General features: G+C 60.8%; 12 protein-coding genes and 1 pseudogene. 8 read left to right on the top strand and 5 right to left on the bottom strand.

What is annotated here, in order from left to right; all coding sequences use genetic code 11:
- Positions 1 to 316: 316 nt before the first annotated feature.
- A complete protein-coding gene (locus tag P7F28_RS11490) occupies positions 317 to 4123 on the top strand; it encodes a chemotaxis protein CheB (protein ID WP_277184605.1) in 3807 nt (1268 codons plus the stop codon).
- On the opposite strand, the gene P7F28_RS11485 is transcribed toward P7F28_RS11490, so the two are convergent.
- The 3 genes from P7F28_RS11485 to P7F28_RS11475 all read right to left on the bottom strand — a co-directional run bounded on the left by P7F28_RS11485 (position 4095) and on the right by P7F28_RS11475 (position 7027).
- Positions 4095 to 4910 (bottom strand): helix-turn-helix domain-containing protein, encoded by an 816-nt coding sequence (locus P7F28_RS11485; protein WP_277184604.1) that lies wholly within the window; start codon positions 4908 to 4910, stop codon positions 4095 to 4097. The two genes, P7F28_RS11490 and P7F28_RS11485, sit on opposite strands and share 29 nt — an antisense overlap.
- A complete protein-coding gene (locus P7F28_RS11480; RefSeq protein ID WP_277184603.1) occupies positions 4907 to 5467 on the bottom strand; it encodes a carboxymuconolactone decarboxylase family protein in 561 nt (186 codons plus the stop codon). Before P7F28_RS11480 ends, P7F28_RS11485 begins: the two co-directional genes overlap by 4 nt.
- A 153-nt stretch (positions 5468 to 5620) precedes the next feature.
- Entirely contained in the window at positions 5621 to 7027 is a 1407-nt protein-coding gene (locus P7F28_RS11475; RefSeq protein WP_277184602.1) for an MFS transporter, read from the bottom strand.
- Positions 7028 to 7283: 256 nt separating this feature from the next.
- Here P7F28_RS11475 and P7F28_RS11470 point away from each other — a divergent pair, with 256 nt between their 5' ends.
- Positions 7284 to 8054 carry an IclR family transcriptional regulator C-terminal domain-containing protein gene (locus P7F28_RS11470; RefSeq protein ID WP_277184601.1) on the top strand — a complete coding sequence of 257 codons (771 nt, stop codon included), beginning with the start codon at positions 7284 to 7286 and terminating at the stop codon, positions 8052 to 8054.
- Here the strand turns inward: P7F28_RS11470 and P7F28_RS11465 are convergent.
- Positions 8051 to 8899 (bottom strand): class II aldolase/adducin family protein, encoded by an 849-nt coding sequence (locus P7F28_RS11465; RefSeq protein ID WP_277184600.1) that lies wholly within the window; start codon positions 8897 to 8899, stop codon positions 8051 to 8053. The two genes, P7F28_RS11470 and P7F28_RS11465, sit on opposite strands and share 4 nt — an antisense overlap.
- A 254-nt stretch (positions 8900 to 9153) precedes the next feature.
- Between P7F28_RS11465 and P7F28_RS11460 the strand changes: the two genes are divergently transcribed.
- The 3 genes and pseudogenes from P7F28_RS11460 (at position 9154) to P7F28_RS11450 (ending at position 12050) form a co-directional block, all read left to right on the top strand.
- Positions 9154 to 9660 carry a periplasmic heavy metal sensor gene (locus tag P7F28_RS11460; RefSeq protein ID WP_277184599.1) on the top strand — a complete coding sequence of 169 codons (507 nt, stop codon included), beginning with the start codon at positions 9154 to 9156 and terminating at the stop codon, positions 9658 to 9660.
- A gap of 242 nt (positions 9661 to 9902) precedes the next feature.
- On the top strand, positions 9903 to 10436 hold the full coding sequence (locus P7F28_RS11455) for a universal stress protein (protein ID WP_277184598.1): 534 nt from the start codon (positions 9903 to 9905) through the stop codon (positions 10434 to 10436).
- Between the two features lie 13 nt (positions 10437 to 10449).
- A pseudogene (locus P7F28_RS11450) lies at positions 10450 to 12050 on the top strand (alkaline phosphatase).
- A gap of 3 nt (positions 12051 to 12053) precedes the next feature.
- Here the strand turns inward: P7F28_RS11450 and P7F28_RS11445 are convergent.
- Positions 12054 to 13010, bottom strand: coding sequence for an NAD-dependent epimerase/dehydratase family protein (locus P7F28_RS11445; RefSeq protein ID WP_277184597.1), 957 nt, complete (start codon positions 13008 to 13010; stop codon positions 12054 to 12056).
- 98 nt (positions 13011 to 13108) lie between these two features.
- Between P7F28_RS11445 and P7F28_RS11440 the strand changes: the two genes are divergently transcribed.
- From P7F28_RS11440 to P7F28_RS11430, 3 genes are read left to right on the top strand one after another with little or no spacing between them, the layout of a single operon-like run.
- A complete protein-coding gene (locus P7F28_RS11440; RefSeq protein ID WP_277184596.1) occupies positions 13109 to 14038 on the top strand; it encodes a LysR family transcriptional regulator in 930 nt (309 codons plus the stop codon).
- Between the two features lie 33 nt (positions 14039 to 14071).
- The gene (locus P7F28_RS11435) at positions 14072 to 14710 is read left to right on the top strand and encodes a LysE family translocator (protein WP_277184595.1); all 639 of its coding nucleotides are present in this window, start codon (positions 14072 to 14074) and stop codon (positions 14708 to 14710) included.
- Positions 14707 to 15039, top strand: a complete 333-nt coding sequence (locus tag P7F28_RS11430) for a CPBP family intramembrane glutamic endopeptidase (RefSeq protein ID WP_277184594.1) — start codon at positions 14707 to 14709, stop codon at positions 15037 to 15039. The genes P7F28_RS11435 and P7F28_RS11430 overlap by 4 nt, the downstream gene beginning before the upstream one ends.
- Positions 15040 to 15053 lie beyond the last annotated feature (14 nt).

Below are 15053 nucleotides of genomic sequence, written 5' to 3'. Positions count from 1 at the left end.
GGGTGAATCGATTATAGAGGCTTTCGATGTGCTTACGTCACCTTTCCATCATAGAAATTTGGTGGGCTGGCAAACATTGGGAAGGACTTCCGAAGCGCATCGACAAGCATTCCGCATTCCTGATCAATTCATGATGCAAGCTCATATTGTTCAGAAGAATAACGGTGAACGTGCCGACTTATAGGAGTCGGCAAACGATTTACCGTTCAATCTAATTTCAATTGTTTTGACGATTCAGCGCAGCGCCGCAGTAAATGGCGCACACATGAGTGGCGCATACTGACAAGTCGCGCGCTTATTCCAGTTGAAGTGATTTATGGCCACACCCCAGATCAAGCCCGCATCCGCCGACGATTGTTTTGTCGTGGGCATCGGTGCATCGGCGGGCGGTATCGAGGCTTTGCACAGTCTGCTTCAGGCGATGCCGCCGCAGCCAGCGCTGGCTATCGTCATCGTCCAGCATTCCATGCCGGGACAGCGCGATCAGCTCGTCAGACTGCTGGACAAATGGACGCCGCTGCCCGTCTGTATGGCGATGCACGGCGAGCGTCCCGCGCCGAATCGCATCTACGTCGCCAGTTCCGACGATGTACTCACGCTTGAACACGGCATCTTCCGCACGCGGCCGGCCGAAGGCGGATCGCGCCGGCCCGGCATCGATACGATCGACGCGCTGTTCGAAAGTCTCGCGGGCGATCGCGGCCCGAAAGCCATCGCCGCCGTGCTGTCCGGCACCGGCACCGATGGCGCGGCGGGCGCGATCTGCGTGAAGCAGGCGGGCGGCGTGGTCATCGTGCAAGACCCGGTCACGACGATGAACGACGACATGCCGCGCGCGGTCATCGCGCGGGGCGCGGCGGATTACGTGCTGCCGGTCGGCGAGATCGCGCGGCAACTGGCGTTGTGCGCCTCGCCCGCGTATGTGCGGCCCGAAAGCCAGGTCGCGTGGACCGGCGAGATTGCGCGCACGCTCGATGAAATCGTCGGCATGATCCGCAAGCAGGCCGGTTTCGATCTGAGCGGCTACAAGGCGACGCCTCTGCTCTGGCGCATCCAGCAGCGCATGGACGCGCGCCGCGTGCGCTCGTTCGCCAACTATCAATCCCTGCTGCACGACGATCCCGCCGAACTCGAAGCGCTGATTCGCGGCATCCCCATTCACGTCACCGAGTTTTTCCGCGATCCACCCGCGTGGGACGCGCTGAAGCACGACGTGATCGAGCCATTGCTGAAGGAGCGCGCGGGCGAAACCATCCGCGCGTGGACCACGGCCTGCGCGACCGGCGAAGAGGCCTATTCCGTAGCGATGCTGCTGAGCGAAAGCGGTGCATCGGCGGACTTTCAGGTGTTCGCCACCGACGCCTCGCCCGATATCGTAACGCGCGCGAGCCGGGGCGTGTTCGCAGCCAATGCGCTCGAAAAAGTCTCCGCCGAGCGTCAGGCGCGCTTCTTCTATTCGGTCGATGGCAACTGCCGTATCGAACGCGCGCTGCGCGAAAAAATGGTGTTCGCGCCGCAAGACCTGCTGGTCGATCCGCCATTTCATGGACTCGATCTCGTCACCTGCCGCAACCTGCTGATCTATCTCGATCCCGAAGCGACCGAACGCGTGCTGTTTCTGCTGCACAGCGCGCTGCGGCTCGGCGGTTATCTGTTCCTCGGCAAGGGCGAGCCGTTATCGGCACGTCAAAAAGGCTTCGAACCCGTTTCGGGCCGCTGGCATATCTATCGCAAAACCGGTCCGGCGGCGGATGTGCGCATCCGCTTTCCGTATCGCATGGCGCGATTCCGGCACGCGGCGGCGGTGCCGTCGGTCGCGCATCGCGCGGCGGTTGAGCATTTCGATTTGCCATCCGTTTTGATCGATGACGAATTCCGCATTCTTCAGGTCTACGGCGACACCGACAAGTTCCTCAATTTTCCCGCCGGCCAGCCGACCGACAATCTGCTCAAGCTCACGCAGCGCGAACTCGCGTCGAGCCTGAGGTCGGCGGCGCTGCGCGCATTCGCGGATGGCCAGCCCGCCGCCGTTCACGGCCTGCACGAAGAAGACGACGGCCCGCATGCGCTTCAAATCAGAATCACGCCGATCCAGACCGCTGAAAACGGCGCATCGCCGCGCGTGCTGGTGTCGTTTCTGGCGGGCGAACGGCGCGGCGGATTGGACAAGCGCGAGGCATCGAATGAAGACTGGACCGAAGCCATTCGCGTCTCGCGTGAAGAACTCGAAGCCTCGCGCGAGGAACTGCACGCGCTGAACGAGGAACTGAGGGCATCGAATGAGCAATTGAATATCGCCAACGACGATTTGAACCAGGTGAACGCGACGCTCGAAAACAAGATCGCCGAACTGGAAATGCAGAGTCGCGTGCTGAGCGCGGGCGCGGTCATGACGCTGTTTCTCGATGAAGAGTTGCGCGTGCGATGGTTCACGCCATCGATCCATGAACTCTTTCCGCTCAGAGCAGGCGACGTGGGCCGCCCGATCACCGACTTCTTCCCGCGCTTCGACGATCCGGAATTCATTCGCGATGTGCGCGCCGTCATGCAGACCGACGAACCGCGCGAAGCCGAGGTGCGCAATCAGGAAGACAAGTGCTTTTTGCGGCGCATCCGGCCGTTTATGTCGCGCACGGAAAAGAACGCGGGCGTCGCGGTGAATTTCACGGATATCTCGGAGCTGAAGCGCGCGGAACAGGCGCTGCGTGAAAGCGCATCGCACAGTTTCATGGTGCGTTTTGCCGATGCGATGCGCTGTCCCGCCGGGCATCGCGATACGCGCAGCACCGCGATCCGCATGCTGCGCGAGCAACTCGGCGCGCTGCGCATCAACTACATGGAACCGGCCGGCGCGCATGAACTCGAAATCGTCGCCACCGATGCGGCCGATGGCTGCGTGAATATGCTCGGACGCCGCTATGCCATCGATATGATCGGCCGCGCCGGTCAAAGCAACGACGTCATGATCGATCCGGCGATGAGCGCGGCGCAACGCGATATCTGTCGCGCGTTCGGCGTCGGCGCGTGGGCCAACGCGCCGTTCGTGGATTCAGGTCAATCGGGCCGCGTGCTCGGCGCGCTGGTGGTGCATCTCGCTTCACCGCATACGTGGTCGCGCGAAGAACTGATGTTTCTCGAACTGATGGCGGAGCGCATCTGGGCCGCGGTCGAACGGGCGCGCGCCGAAGAAGAATTGCGCGCGCGCAACGAGGAACTCGACGAATACGCCAACTGGACGCGCGGCCAGCGTGAAGCGCTCGAAGCCGCGATCAATGAAGCGCCGCTGGAACAATCGCTGGGCATGCTGGTGCGCATCGCGCAGGAAACGCTCGGGCCGGGCACGCGTGCGGCCGTGTATCTGGCCAATGGCGATGGGACGACACTGCATCGAATAGTTGGGATGACTGATGAATATGCGGAAGCGGTCGATGGCTTTCGCATTGGTCCCGAATCGCTTGCGTGCGGACTGGTGACGCATACCGGCGAAGCGGTCCTCACCGCGGACGTGCACGAAGATCCGCGCTGGGAACCGTGGCGATGGCTTGCCGATCGATTCGGATATCGCGGTTGCTGGAGCTTTCCGCTGATCAGCCCCGCGCAACAACTGGTGGGTACGCTGGCGATTTATTCATCGCAGGCGCGGGCGGCGTCGCGCCGCGATTTGCGGCTGACGGCGCTGTTGACCAACACGGCGTCCATCATTCTGTCGCGCTACATGGAGGGCGAAGTGCGCAAGCGCGCGGAAGCTGCGCGCCATAAAAGCGAGGAACAGTTGCACGCATATCTGGCCGCGAGTTTCGACGTGGTGTATCGCATGAGTCCGGACTGGAGCGTGATGAGTTCTCTGCAAGGAAAAGCCTTTATTTCCGATACTTCCTCGCCCAGCGGCGATTGGCTCAATACCTACATTCACCCCGAAGACCAGGCGCGCGTGATGCAGGCGATTCGTCACGCAATCGACACGCGCACGGTATTCGAACTCGAGCATCGCGTGTTGCGTGTGGATGGCGCGCTGGGCTGGACTTTGTCGCGCGCGGTGCCTTTGCTCGATGGCGAAGGGAATATCGTCGAGTGGCTGGGCACGGCAGCGGATATCACGGAGCGTAAGCAGCAGGGCGCGTGAGCGAGTCATGCCACGCTTCGGTGGCATCGTCGAGCGGAAACATACATTCCAGCCGAAGCTCCTGTGCGGCGATGGTCTGCGGCGTGCCTACGCTCGTGACCATCGAGAAATAACGTAGCACTTGTCCATCGATTCGGAATCCATATGGAATGACCGGCGCAGTTGCTTGTGTATGATGCGTGCTCCAGTCGCGCGGTACGTCGGGAAACGCGAGCAACTCATCGAGCAGATGCTGCGTTTCGCCATCGATCACATGTCCCACGGATTCTCTATATACACGCTGTAAAAGACTGCGCGCGACATTATCCCAATCGTCGATAAAAGGGCGCATGCCGTGCGGATCGAACAGCAAATGCAGCATGTTGCGCGGCCCTTTGCGCGCGGACATATCGATAAAGCGGTTGAAAAAGCGCGGCGCGGCTTCGTTGGTCATCAGCACGTTCCAATGGCGATCCATGACCAGCGCGGGAAATGGTTCGTGCTGACGCACTACACGCGCAAGCGCGCGCGTCACGCTTTGCATTTCCTGCGCGTTCCACGGCGCGTCGGAATAAACGGGCGCGTAACCGGCGGCGAGCAGCAGCGCATTGCGTTCGCGCAGTGGCACATCGAGCGTTTGCGCGAGCGTGATGACCGTATCGCGGCCCGGCACGCTGCGCCCGCTTTCGATAAAACTGATCTGCCGCTGCGAAATGCCCGCATCCAACGACAGATCGAGTTGGCTCACGCCGCGCACATCGCGCCAATAACGCAGCAGCGAGCCGAATTCCTGCCTGTCAAGATTCATTCGATATCCTTAGAAGACCACGCGAACTCCGCGAACGCGTCTTCGAGTGGCGGCTTCGTGACGCTTGCCGTGTAGTTCGTAATCGTCGATGCGGCTACGACTGCGATCACTTCGAGGATTTGTTCTGACGTGAAGCCGGCTTCGAGAAAGCGCGCTTCGTCCGACACATTCAAAAGGCCGCGTTTTTCGATCAGCGTGCGTGCGAGCATCGACAGCGCGGCGAGTCGATTATCGCCGGGAAGATGGCCTGCGCGCATGGCATCGACATCGGCGCGTGATACGCCTTGATTCAACGCGAGCGCCGAGTGGAACGCGACGGGCCAGGCGCTCGCATTGGTGACGGCGTTGGTGAGCAAAAGCGTCTGAATCTGCGGCTCGGTGAGACTGCTCGCGTGCACACGCTCGAACAAGCCGATAAAACCGTTGATTAGCACCGGCGAATTCGCCATCGCCGCGGCGATGTTCGGGATCGTGCCGAAGGTATCGTGCAATTTGTGCAGCACGGGTTGCGATTGCGCGGGCGCGGTGTCGATCGTGTGAAGCGTGAAGTGCGACATGGTGTGCTCCTTGGCTGTGAAAAGGTACAGGCAAAGAGTAGGCGCATGGGGGAATCGCGCCAATTACATGGGATGTAATCACCCATAAAAAAACGGGCCTTGATTGCCTCAAGGCCCGTCCAAACACTCCAACACTCGCGATCAAACTTTCATTCAGGCGTGCGCCTTGGCGACCTTCTCCACCGCCATCGAATCCGCGCGGAGTCGTTCGTATTCCTGCTCGTTCATCGGCACTGCATCCTTCTTGCCGAGATCGTTCAGTCGTACTCGATACGTCTCCCGCGCCGAGAATGCCGCAATCGAAGCGATGATCGTCACGCTGAAAGCCAGTGCGCCGATGGTGAACGGAATGTTCGTTGATCCCGGCGGCGCGACCGCAGCGAACAGCGCCGGCAGCAGCGCCGTGATGGTTGTGCCGATGTTCTGCGCAATCGCCATCGCCGAAACGCGTGAGCGCGTCGGGAACAGTTCCGGGAAGAAGCTCGGGAAAATCGCGTTATAGCCTTGATACACGATGCCCCACATCAACAGCGATGCGACGATCGCCAGCGGCACGTTCTTGATGCTGATCGCATACAGATAAGCGAAGGACAAGAGACCCGCGAGCAGCGAACCGACAATCATCGGAATACGGCGGCCGATCTTGTCGGATAGATTGCCGACGAACGGAATCACAATCACCGCGAGGATATTGCCCGCCACCGGAATCCACAGATACACGCTCTTGTGGAAGCCGATGCCGTACGACGCCTGCACCGCATACGCCGCACCGAAAATCGTGGCGACGACCGGAATCACGTTCATCAGCGCCATGCAGACCACGCGAACCATGTCGGGCGTGCTGTTGGCGAAGGCTTCCTTGATCGGCGACTTCGGCAAATCGCCGTGTGCGCCTTCGGACGTGAAAGCCGGCGTTTCATGCACTTCCTTCCGGATGATGTAACCCGCGACCAGCACCAGCGCCGACAGCAGGAACGGAATGCGCCATCCCCACGAATTGAACATGTCTTCCGGCATGAAGTAGGCGAGCGGCAGGAATACGGCAGCGGCGAGAATCTGGCCCGCCTGCACGCCTTGCAGCGTGAAGCTCGCGTAATAACCGCGTCGGCCGAACGGGGCGTGTTCGAGAATCATCGAACTCGCGCCGGAGATTTCACCGGCCACCGCGAAGCCCTGAACCAGACGCAGGATCACCAGCAGTGCCGGTGCGAGCATGCCGACGCTGTGATACGTCGGCAACAGGCCGACCGCCATCGTCGAGAAACCCATCAGGAACATGCAGATCAGCAGAACGTTCTTGCGGCCGTGAGTATCGCCCAGATGGCCGAGCACGAATGCGCCGATCGGACGCGCGACATAACCCACGCCGTAGGTCGCCAGCGAGGCGACGATCGCCACCTTCGGATTGCCCGACGGAAAGAAAAGCTGCGGGAAAATCAGCGCTGCTGCCTGGGCGTAGATGAAGAAGTCGTAATACTCGAGCGCCGAGCCGATCCAGCCGCTCGCCGTCGCTTTCTTCGCCTGGCGGCCGCCGTGCGCTTCGTCCTGAAGGCTAGCCATAGAGTTGTCTCCGAACAATGGGTTTTCAGTGGGTTCTGGTCGAGCGGCGGTTATCGAATGTGCAAAATTTCGTGTCGCTCTGGAGTGACTGAAGATTAAAAGCGCAACCCTTTTGAATCAATGTTTTATGATAAATTTTGCGCGATTATCGCGCGCATGTGTTCGATGATCGCTCGTTTCAGGGGTTAGCACTAGCAAATGGCTTTAGCCCGGCACGAAAACACACGTCTATCCATAACTAAACAAGCATATCGCCATGACTAAACCGGAACTGGATAAACGCGACTGGATCGCCGGTCTCGAAAAGGGTCTGGCGATCCTCGAAGCCTTCGACGATCAGCACGCGCGCATGACGCCCACGCAGGCCGCCGTGCGCACCGGCCTCACGCGTACGGCCGCGCGCCGCTATTTGCTGACGCTGGCGCATCTCGGTTACGTCCAGACCGATGGCAAGCTGTTCAATCTGACGCCGCGCGTGCTGCGCGTGGGATGGTCGTATTTCGAGTCGGCGCGGCTGCCGCGAATCGTGCAGCCGTATTTGCAGCAGCTCAGCGCGCAGATTCACGAGTCGGTGTATGTGAGTGTGCTGGACGAATGGGATCTCGTGATCATCGCGCGTAACGGGTCCACGCGCGTGATGACCACCGGCTTCGTGCTCGGCGCACGTGTGCCGGCCGCGCTGATGTCGGGCGGGATCGTGATGCTGGCGTATCGGCCAGATGAGGCGTCCGTGCGGCGCTGGCTCGATGCCACCGAGTTCAAGCCCTTCACGCCGCTGACGATCACGAATCGGGACACGCTGTACGAGCGCATTCGCAAGGCGCGCGCGGATGGTTACGTCGAAATGGAGCAGCAGTTGCAGATGGGCGTGCGAGGCATCGCGGTGCCGATCAAGAACCGGCATGGCGAAGTGGTGGCGGCGTTGTCGGTGAATATGCCGATCGGAAAGGAAACGAGCGAGGCAGCGCTCGCTCGTCTTTTGCAGCCGCTTCAGGAAACGGCTTTGTCGATGCTCAACGTGATTTAGTCGAACATGTCCGGCTGCGTGGCGACCAGATCGTTCCAGATGGTCTGGAAGTGCAGCCAGCCGATGTAGTCGCTGCCCACGTGCTCCCGGCTGTATCGCGCGCGGTCTTCGGTGACGAATTTCGGCGTGATGCCGGTCTGTTCGATCATCAATTGCTGCTGGCAGCAGCGCTCCAGCGCGATAAACCAGAACGCGGCGGAATCGATACTGTGGCGGCTCGCGGTCAGCAGACCGTGGTTTTGGTGGATCGCCGCCTTCACGCCCTTGAACGCCGCCGAAACCTTGTTCCCGCCTTTCACTTCGACTGCAACCTTGCCCGCTTCATCGCCGATAACGACGTGATCTTCAAAGAACGCGCAGGCATCCTGCGAAATTGGCAGCAGCGGCTTGCCGAGCGAGGCAAACGCGGTGCCATAGACCGTGTGCGCATGGCACATCGCGACGATGTCCTGATGTTCCTCATGCACGGCGGCGTGCAGCACAAAACCCGCACGGTTGATTGCGTGATTGCCTTCCACAACCGTACCGTTGTGATCCGCGCAGATCAGATTGGAAACCTTCACCTGATTGAAGTGGATGGCCATCGGATTGGTCCAGTACAGACCGGGATTTTCCGGATCGCGCACGGTCAGGTGGCCCGCGAAACCATAGTCGAAGCCTTGCAGCGCAAAGGCGCGGCACGCGGCGACCAGATGCTCCTTCAAATATTGCCGATGCTCGGCGCTGCTTTTGAATTGCGGCAGCTCCGGGAAAATCAGGCCTTCCTGCGTCGGCTGATAAATCGAAACCTTGCCGTCCTGGACGATAGACGTCGATTCAGCGGGTTTGTCGAGTACGTCGCTCATGGTTTGTCTCCGTGTGGGGTCCGGCGTGTTGTGCCGCGGTGTTCTTATGGTCGCGCTGTCGCCCGTCCGTTGCAAACGATCGATGTTCATGGCGGGGATGAATCTGATTCATGCATGAAGGTAACGCATGAGAGGTATTCCGACAGAGGTGAGGGGATACGGGAGCCGCCTCGCCTTAACTCTTCCCTAATTCCCCCTCTCTAGACTTCGTTTCCAAGGTCAAACGAAGCACAACCAATCGAGAGGGAACCGAAATGACCAAGCTCAAAATCCGCAGCGCCGCCTATATGCTGCTTGCCGCCGTGGCCGCATCTTCGTTCGCATTCGGCACGGCGCCGGTCTACGCAGGCACATTGCCGAATATCGACAGCGACACCGCCGTTCACGTTCAGCCGATCGATATGCGCACGCTTCACGATCAACTGAATCTCACGGCCGATCAGGACGCGCAATGGCAGGCCGCACTCTTCGCCATGCGCGAAAGCCACGCCGAAGCGCAGACGCACGCGGCCGAACTGCTGCAAAACACGCAGTCGCTGCTCACGCAGCCGATCCTGAATCTCTCGGCCATCCACGCTCAACATGTGAAAGCCGAACAGGAAGATGCTCAGTTTCCCGAACGATCGGCGAAAGCATGGCTGACGTTCTACAACACGCTGAACGATCAGCAAAAGAAGACCTTTAGCGATGCGCTGCGTCCGCAACTGGAAAACGTTCCGCATCATGCGGCGCGCCCGTACGAACCACGCACGGGTCTTTAAAAGCGCATAAAAAAACGGACCGATGCGCGAGGCAGTCGGTCCGATCGCACCGGACAGTGGCAGGCAGCCGGCTCGACGCATCACTCTATGCACATGACGTGCCAATCATGGCAAACGATGGCAACTCAATGGCGACATCGGCGCAGCAAGGACGACGCGGCCATTCATCGCTTCATGTGTTGCATGCCAGCCAACGTATCGGCCGATACTGTTCGGTCGAACCATGCATCGGAGAAGAGATCATGATCAAGCATATTCTGGTTGCCATCGGCGCGGGCAATGACTGCACCGCGCTGAATACCGCCATCGAACGCGCACGCGAAACGAACGCGAAACTGACCGCGCTGCATGTGGTCGATCGCGTGCCGTGGTGGGCGACGGCATCGATAGAAAGCGATTGCGGGCGCACCTTCGCGCTGATCGAAGCGCACGCGAGCAAAGTCGCCGATCACGCGATGAACGCCATACGCGAAGCGGGAATAGAAGGCTCGTGCGTCACCATCGATCTGCCCGGCAATATGACGCTCTCCTGCGTAATCGCGCGGGCGGCGCGCGAACTCGATGCCGATCTGATCGTGGTCGGCCGCTCGAAGACCGCACACTGGCGCTGCTGGGAAGAACGCGTGTCGGATGCGGTGACGCGTTACAGCAATCGCCGCGTGCTGATCGTATCGAACGATGCCGCGCCCGTCGAAGCGGAAGCTGAAACAAAAGCGACACCGTTGAGCTTTAACATCGTCGGTTCGACGCAGCGCACGTTCGTCCCCATTCCATAAAAAGGATGCTCATATGCTGGATCGCCGCACATTGCTCAAAGGTCTTCTCACCGGCGCGGGCGTCGCGCTGACGGGTTCACGCATCGGCGATGTGCTGGCGCAAGGCGTCGCGCCGGCGGTCGTCACGTCCGATAAGCTGCGCCCGCGAGTGCCCGGCGGCGTGATGAGCGGCGATGTGACATCGACCAGCGGCATCGTGTGGAGCCGTGCGGATCGGCCTTCGCGCATGATCGTCGAGTATTCGACGGACGAGGCGTTCAGAACGTTTCAGCGGCGTATCGGGCCGGCTGTGCTGGAGGGCAGCGATTTCACGGGACGTATCGACGTGAAGGGGCTGTCGCCCGGCGCGGATGTGTTCTATCGCGTGCGCTTTCAGGATCTCGTCGATGGAAAAGCGTTTAGCGAGCCTGTGAAAGGGCGTTTGCGCACGGCATCGATCGATGCGAGCAAGCCGATCACCTTCGTCTTTTCCGGCGATGAAGCGGGTCAAGGCTGGGGCATCAACGAGCGCTTCGGCGGATATCGCATCTATGAAGCGATGCGCCGCGAATCGCCCGATTTCTTTATTCACTCGGGCGATCAGATTTATGCGGACAGCGTGATCGAATCCCAAGTGAAATTGCCCGACGGAACGATGTGGACCAACATCGTCACCAAAGGCAAGTCGCATGTCGCGCAGACGCTCGACGATTATCGCGCCGCGTTCGCCTATAACCAGCTCGATGCGAGCAAGCGCCGCTTCACCGCCGAAGTCCTGTTCCTCGTGCAGTGGGACGATCACGAAGTGCGCAACAACTGGTATCCGGGCCAGCAGATCGGTGCGGCGGAGAAGCGTTATCAGACGCGCGCGATCAATCTGCTCGAAGCGCGTGCGAAACAAGCGATGTTCGAATACAACCCGTTTCGCATCAATCAACTCGATCCGGAGCAGGTGTATCGCGCGTTTCAGTTCGGGCCGCTGCTCGATGTTTTCATGCTCGACGAGCGTTCGTATCGCGGGCCGAATTCGCCGAACAAGCAGTCGCGTCTGGATGCGGATGCCGCGTTTCTCGGCTCGCAGCAGACGGAATGGCTGAAGGCATCGCTCAAGCAATCGCGCGCGACGTGGAAGGTGATTGCCAGCGATATGCCGATTTCCCTCGTCGTACCCGACGCAAATCCCGATGTGCCGAAGGGCACGTTCGAAGCGTGGGCGAATGCGGACAATGGCGCGCCGCTCGGCCGCGAGCTTGAATGAAGGAGATTCTCGGCTTTATCAAGCGCGAGAATATTCAGAACGTGGTGTGGGTCACGGCCGATGTGCATTACGCGCAGGCCACGCACTACGATCCTTCACGCGCGCAATTCAGCGACTTCAAGCCGTTTTGGGAATTCGTCGGTGGTCCTATCAATGCAGGCACGTTCGGCCCGAACGATCTCGATACGACCTTCGGCCCCGAGCTGCGTTATGTGAGCATTCCCGCGAACAATCCGCAGAATCAATCGCCCGCCGCGATGCAGCAGTTCTACGGCCGCGCGAAGATCGATCCGGTGAGCCGCGCGATGACGGTCTCGCTGCACGATCTCAACGGCAAGTCGTTATGGGAAGTGAAGCTGGACGTTGAATCGGCTTAAGTCTTAGGCATCGAGACATTTCAAACCGATGAGCGTCGCTTCGATCGCCTGATCGAGCGGCGTGTGTGGCTCGCGCCCGAGCGTCTGCACGAGCCGCGCGTTGTTCATCTGCACGCGTTCGCGCCATAGATAACGCATCTCGCCCATCTCGCGGAACGTCTCGTTGAATGGCGATGCAACCGTGATGAGCCACCACGGAAACGTGCCGATCGATGGCTTCTGACCGCTGCATTTTGCGACCACGCGTTGAATGGCGGCAGTGAATTGCGTGCCGTCATCGTCCCAATGACCCGCCATATGAAAGCGCGCAAACGCATCGAGCGATTCGCGACGCGCGAGCAATTCGACCGTCGTGCGCGCCACGTCCGGCAGATAAGCCCATGAATGTCCGATACCGCGCGTGCTCGGATTGCTGATCTTCTTCACCGACTGACCGGGCTTCACGAGTCCCTGCGAAAACCAGTTATTCGCCGCATTCGGCCCGAAAAAATCGCCTGCCCGCACGATCAACACGCGCGCGCCTTCTTCACTCGCACGCTTCAATCGCGCTTCCATTTCGACGCGGATCGCGCCCTTCTTCGTGACCGGACGTTGCGGCGAATTTTCATCGAGCAGCGGAAACGCATCCGGCCCGAAGTTATAGACCGTGCCCGGCAACACGATGGTCGCGCCCTGTGCCTTCGCCGCCGCGATGGTGTTATCGAGCATGGGCAGCACGAGTTCGGACCAGCGCTTGTAGCCGGGCGGATTCACCGCATGCACGATCACGTCCGCGCCTTGTGCGGCGCGCATGACGTCGTCGCGATTCATCGCATCACCATGAACCCATTCGATGCCTTCGCTACGCTCGGAACCCGCACGACGCCGCAGCGCGCGCACGTTCCAGCCCGCATCGCGTAACTGCGCCGCCACTTCCCCGCCGATACCGCCCGTCGCGCCCAACACGAGAACCTTGGCCATACGATGCTCCATCTATTCAGCTCGAATGGAACCCATTGTCCGCGTATTCGGCGCACAATAAAATTGTTGAACTCCGTAGACTCGATATACAAATTTGTATGGCTGAAACGATTGGTTGGGAACTCTATCGCACGCTGCTTGCGGTGCTTCAGGAAGGCTCGCTGTCGGGCGCGGCGCGTGCGCTCGGCATCACGCAGCCGACGGCAGGACGGCATATCGAAACGCTGGAGAGCGCGTTGAACGTATCGCTGTTTACGCGCTCGCAGCTTGGATTGATGCCCACAGATGTCGCGCTGGCGCTGCAACCGCACGCCGAAGCGATTCAGAGCACGGCGGCATCGCTTGAGCGCGCGGCGAGCGGTCATGCGGACGGCGAGCGCGTGCAGGGCACGGTGCGCGTATCGGCGAGTGAAGTGGTGGGCGTGGAATGGCTGCCGCCGATTATCGCGGCCTTGCGCGAGCAGTATCCACGGTTGGTGATCGAACTGGTGTTGTCGAACCGTGTGCACGATTTGCTGCGCCGCGAAGCGGATATCGCCGTGCGCATGGTGCGGCCACGGCAGACGCAACTGGTCGCGCGGCGTATCGGCAATATCGAACTCGGGCTGCACGCGCGCCGCGATTATCTGCAAAAGCACGGCACGCCGCGCAATCTGGCCGCGCTCGCGGAGCATTCGATCATCGGTTACGACCAGCCGACCGCGTTCGTGCGCGAGGCGAGCAAGTCGTTTCCCGGCTGGACCCGCGCGCTCTTTTCGATTCGCGCCGACAGCGACCTCGCGCATCTCGCGCTGATTCGCGCGGGCGCGGGCATCGGCATATGTCAGGTGCCGCTCGCCAAACGCGATTCGCTCGTGCGCATTCTGCCCAAAGCCTGCGCGCTGTCGCTCGAAACCTGGGTGACGATGCACGAAGACCTGCGCGCCAGCCCACGTTGCCGCGCCGTCTTCGATGCCCTCGCCGATGGCCTGCAAACTGTGCTGTCGTCGCGCGCGCCAAGCGTCTCTGTACGCGAGTCTTCGTTCTGAAGGAAGATAACGCACTCGATCGGACGCCAAAACATGACCACACCTGCCTTCCTCAGCGCGAATCTTCTGCTTGCCTATTCGGCCTATTTCGTCGGCACGGCCAGTCCCGGCCCGAGCAATCTGGCGATCATGTCGATCGCGAGCACATCGGGGCGGCGCGCGGCCTTCGCGTTCGCGGCGGGCGTGATGTCCGGCTCCTTTTTCTGGGCGATGCTCGCCGCGCTCGGCCTTTCCGCCGTGTTGACCGCGTATTCCGGCTTTCTCGTCGCGGTGAAGATTTTCGGCGGCGTGTATTTGTTGTGGCTCGCGTTCAAATCGGGCCGCGCGGCGTTGCGCCCGCCGAAGCGCGCCGTATCGTCGAATTCGAGTGACCAGCGCGCCGGTCGCCTCTACGCGCGCGGCGCGCTCCTGCATCTGACCAATCCGAAGGCGATTCTCGTGTGGATGTCGGTGGCGGCGCTGGGCTCGTCGGCAGGGCAGGGTACGGCGCATATGCTGGCGGTGGTGGCGGGCTGCCTGTGTATCGGCGTATGCGTGTTTGGCGGCTACGCCGCGCTTTTTTCGATGCCCTCGGCCCGGCGCATCTACACGCGCATCCAGCGTTATCTCGATGCCTGCCTCGCGCTCGTGTTCGCGGCGGCGGGCATTCGCCTGCTGACGTCGCGCGTATGAGCGTTCCATTGCGCGCGTCGCTCACGCGCCTGCCCGCGATCGCGCCGTTGACGGAAACGCTGGTGTTCCAGTGGGCGATCATCGGCGGATTGCGGCGCTTTACGCGATGCCGCGCGAACTGGGCGATCGGTGTATCGGCGATATGTTTCGGGCTGGTGCACGTGAGCTACAGCCCCGAATACGCGCTGCGTGGGGCGGCCAGCGGACTGGTGCTCGGCGCGGTCTTCGTGATCGAACAGGACAGACGCGGCGCGCCGTTCTGGGTCGTAACCGCGATTCACGCGCTTCACAATCTCGTCGCGACATTTGCACTTTCGCAACTGGTTTAGCGATGTTTTTTGGC

The sequence above is a fragment of the Caballeronia sp. BR00000012568055 genome, assembly GCF_029439455.1.
GTDB lineage: Bacteria > Pseudomonadota > Gammaproteobacteria > Burkholderiales > Burkholderiaceae > Caballeronia.
The sequence above is the reverse complement of the archived record's forward strand: the minus strand, read 5'-3'. Positions and strand labels throughout refer to the sequence as shown.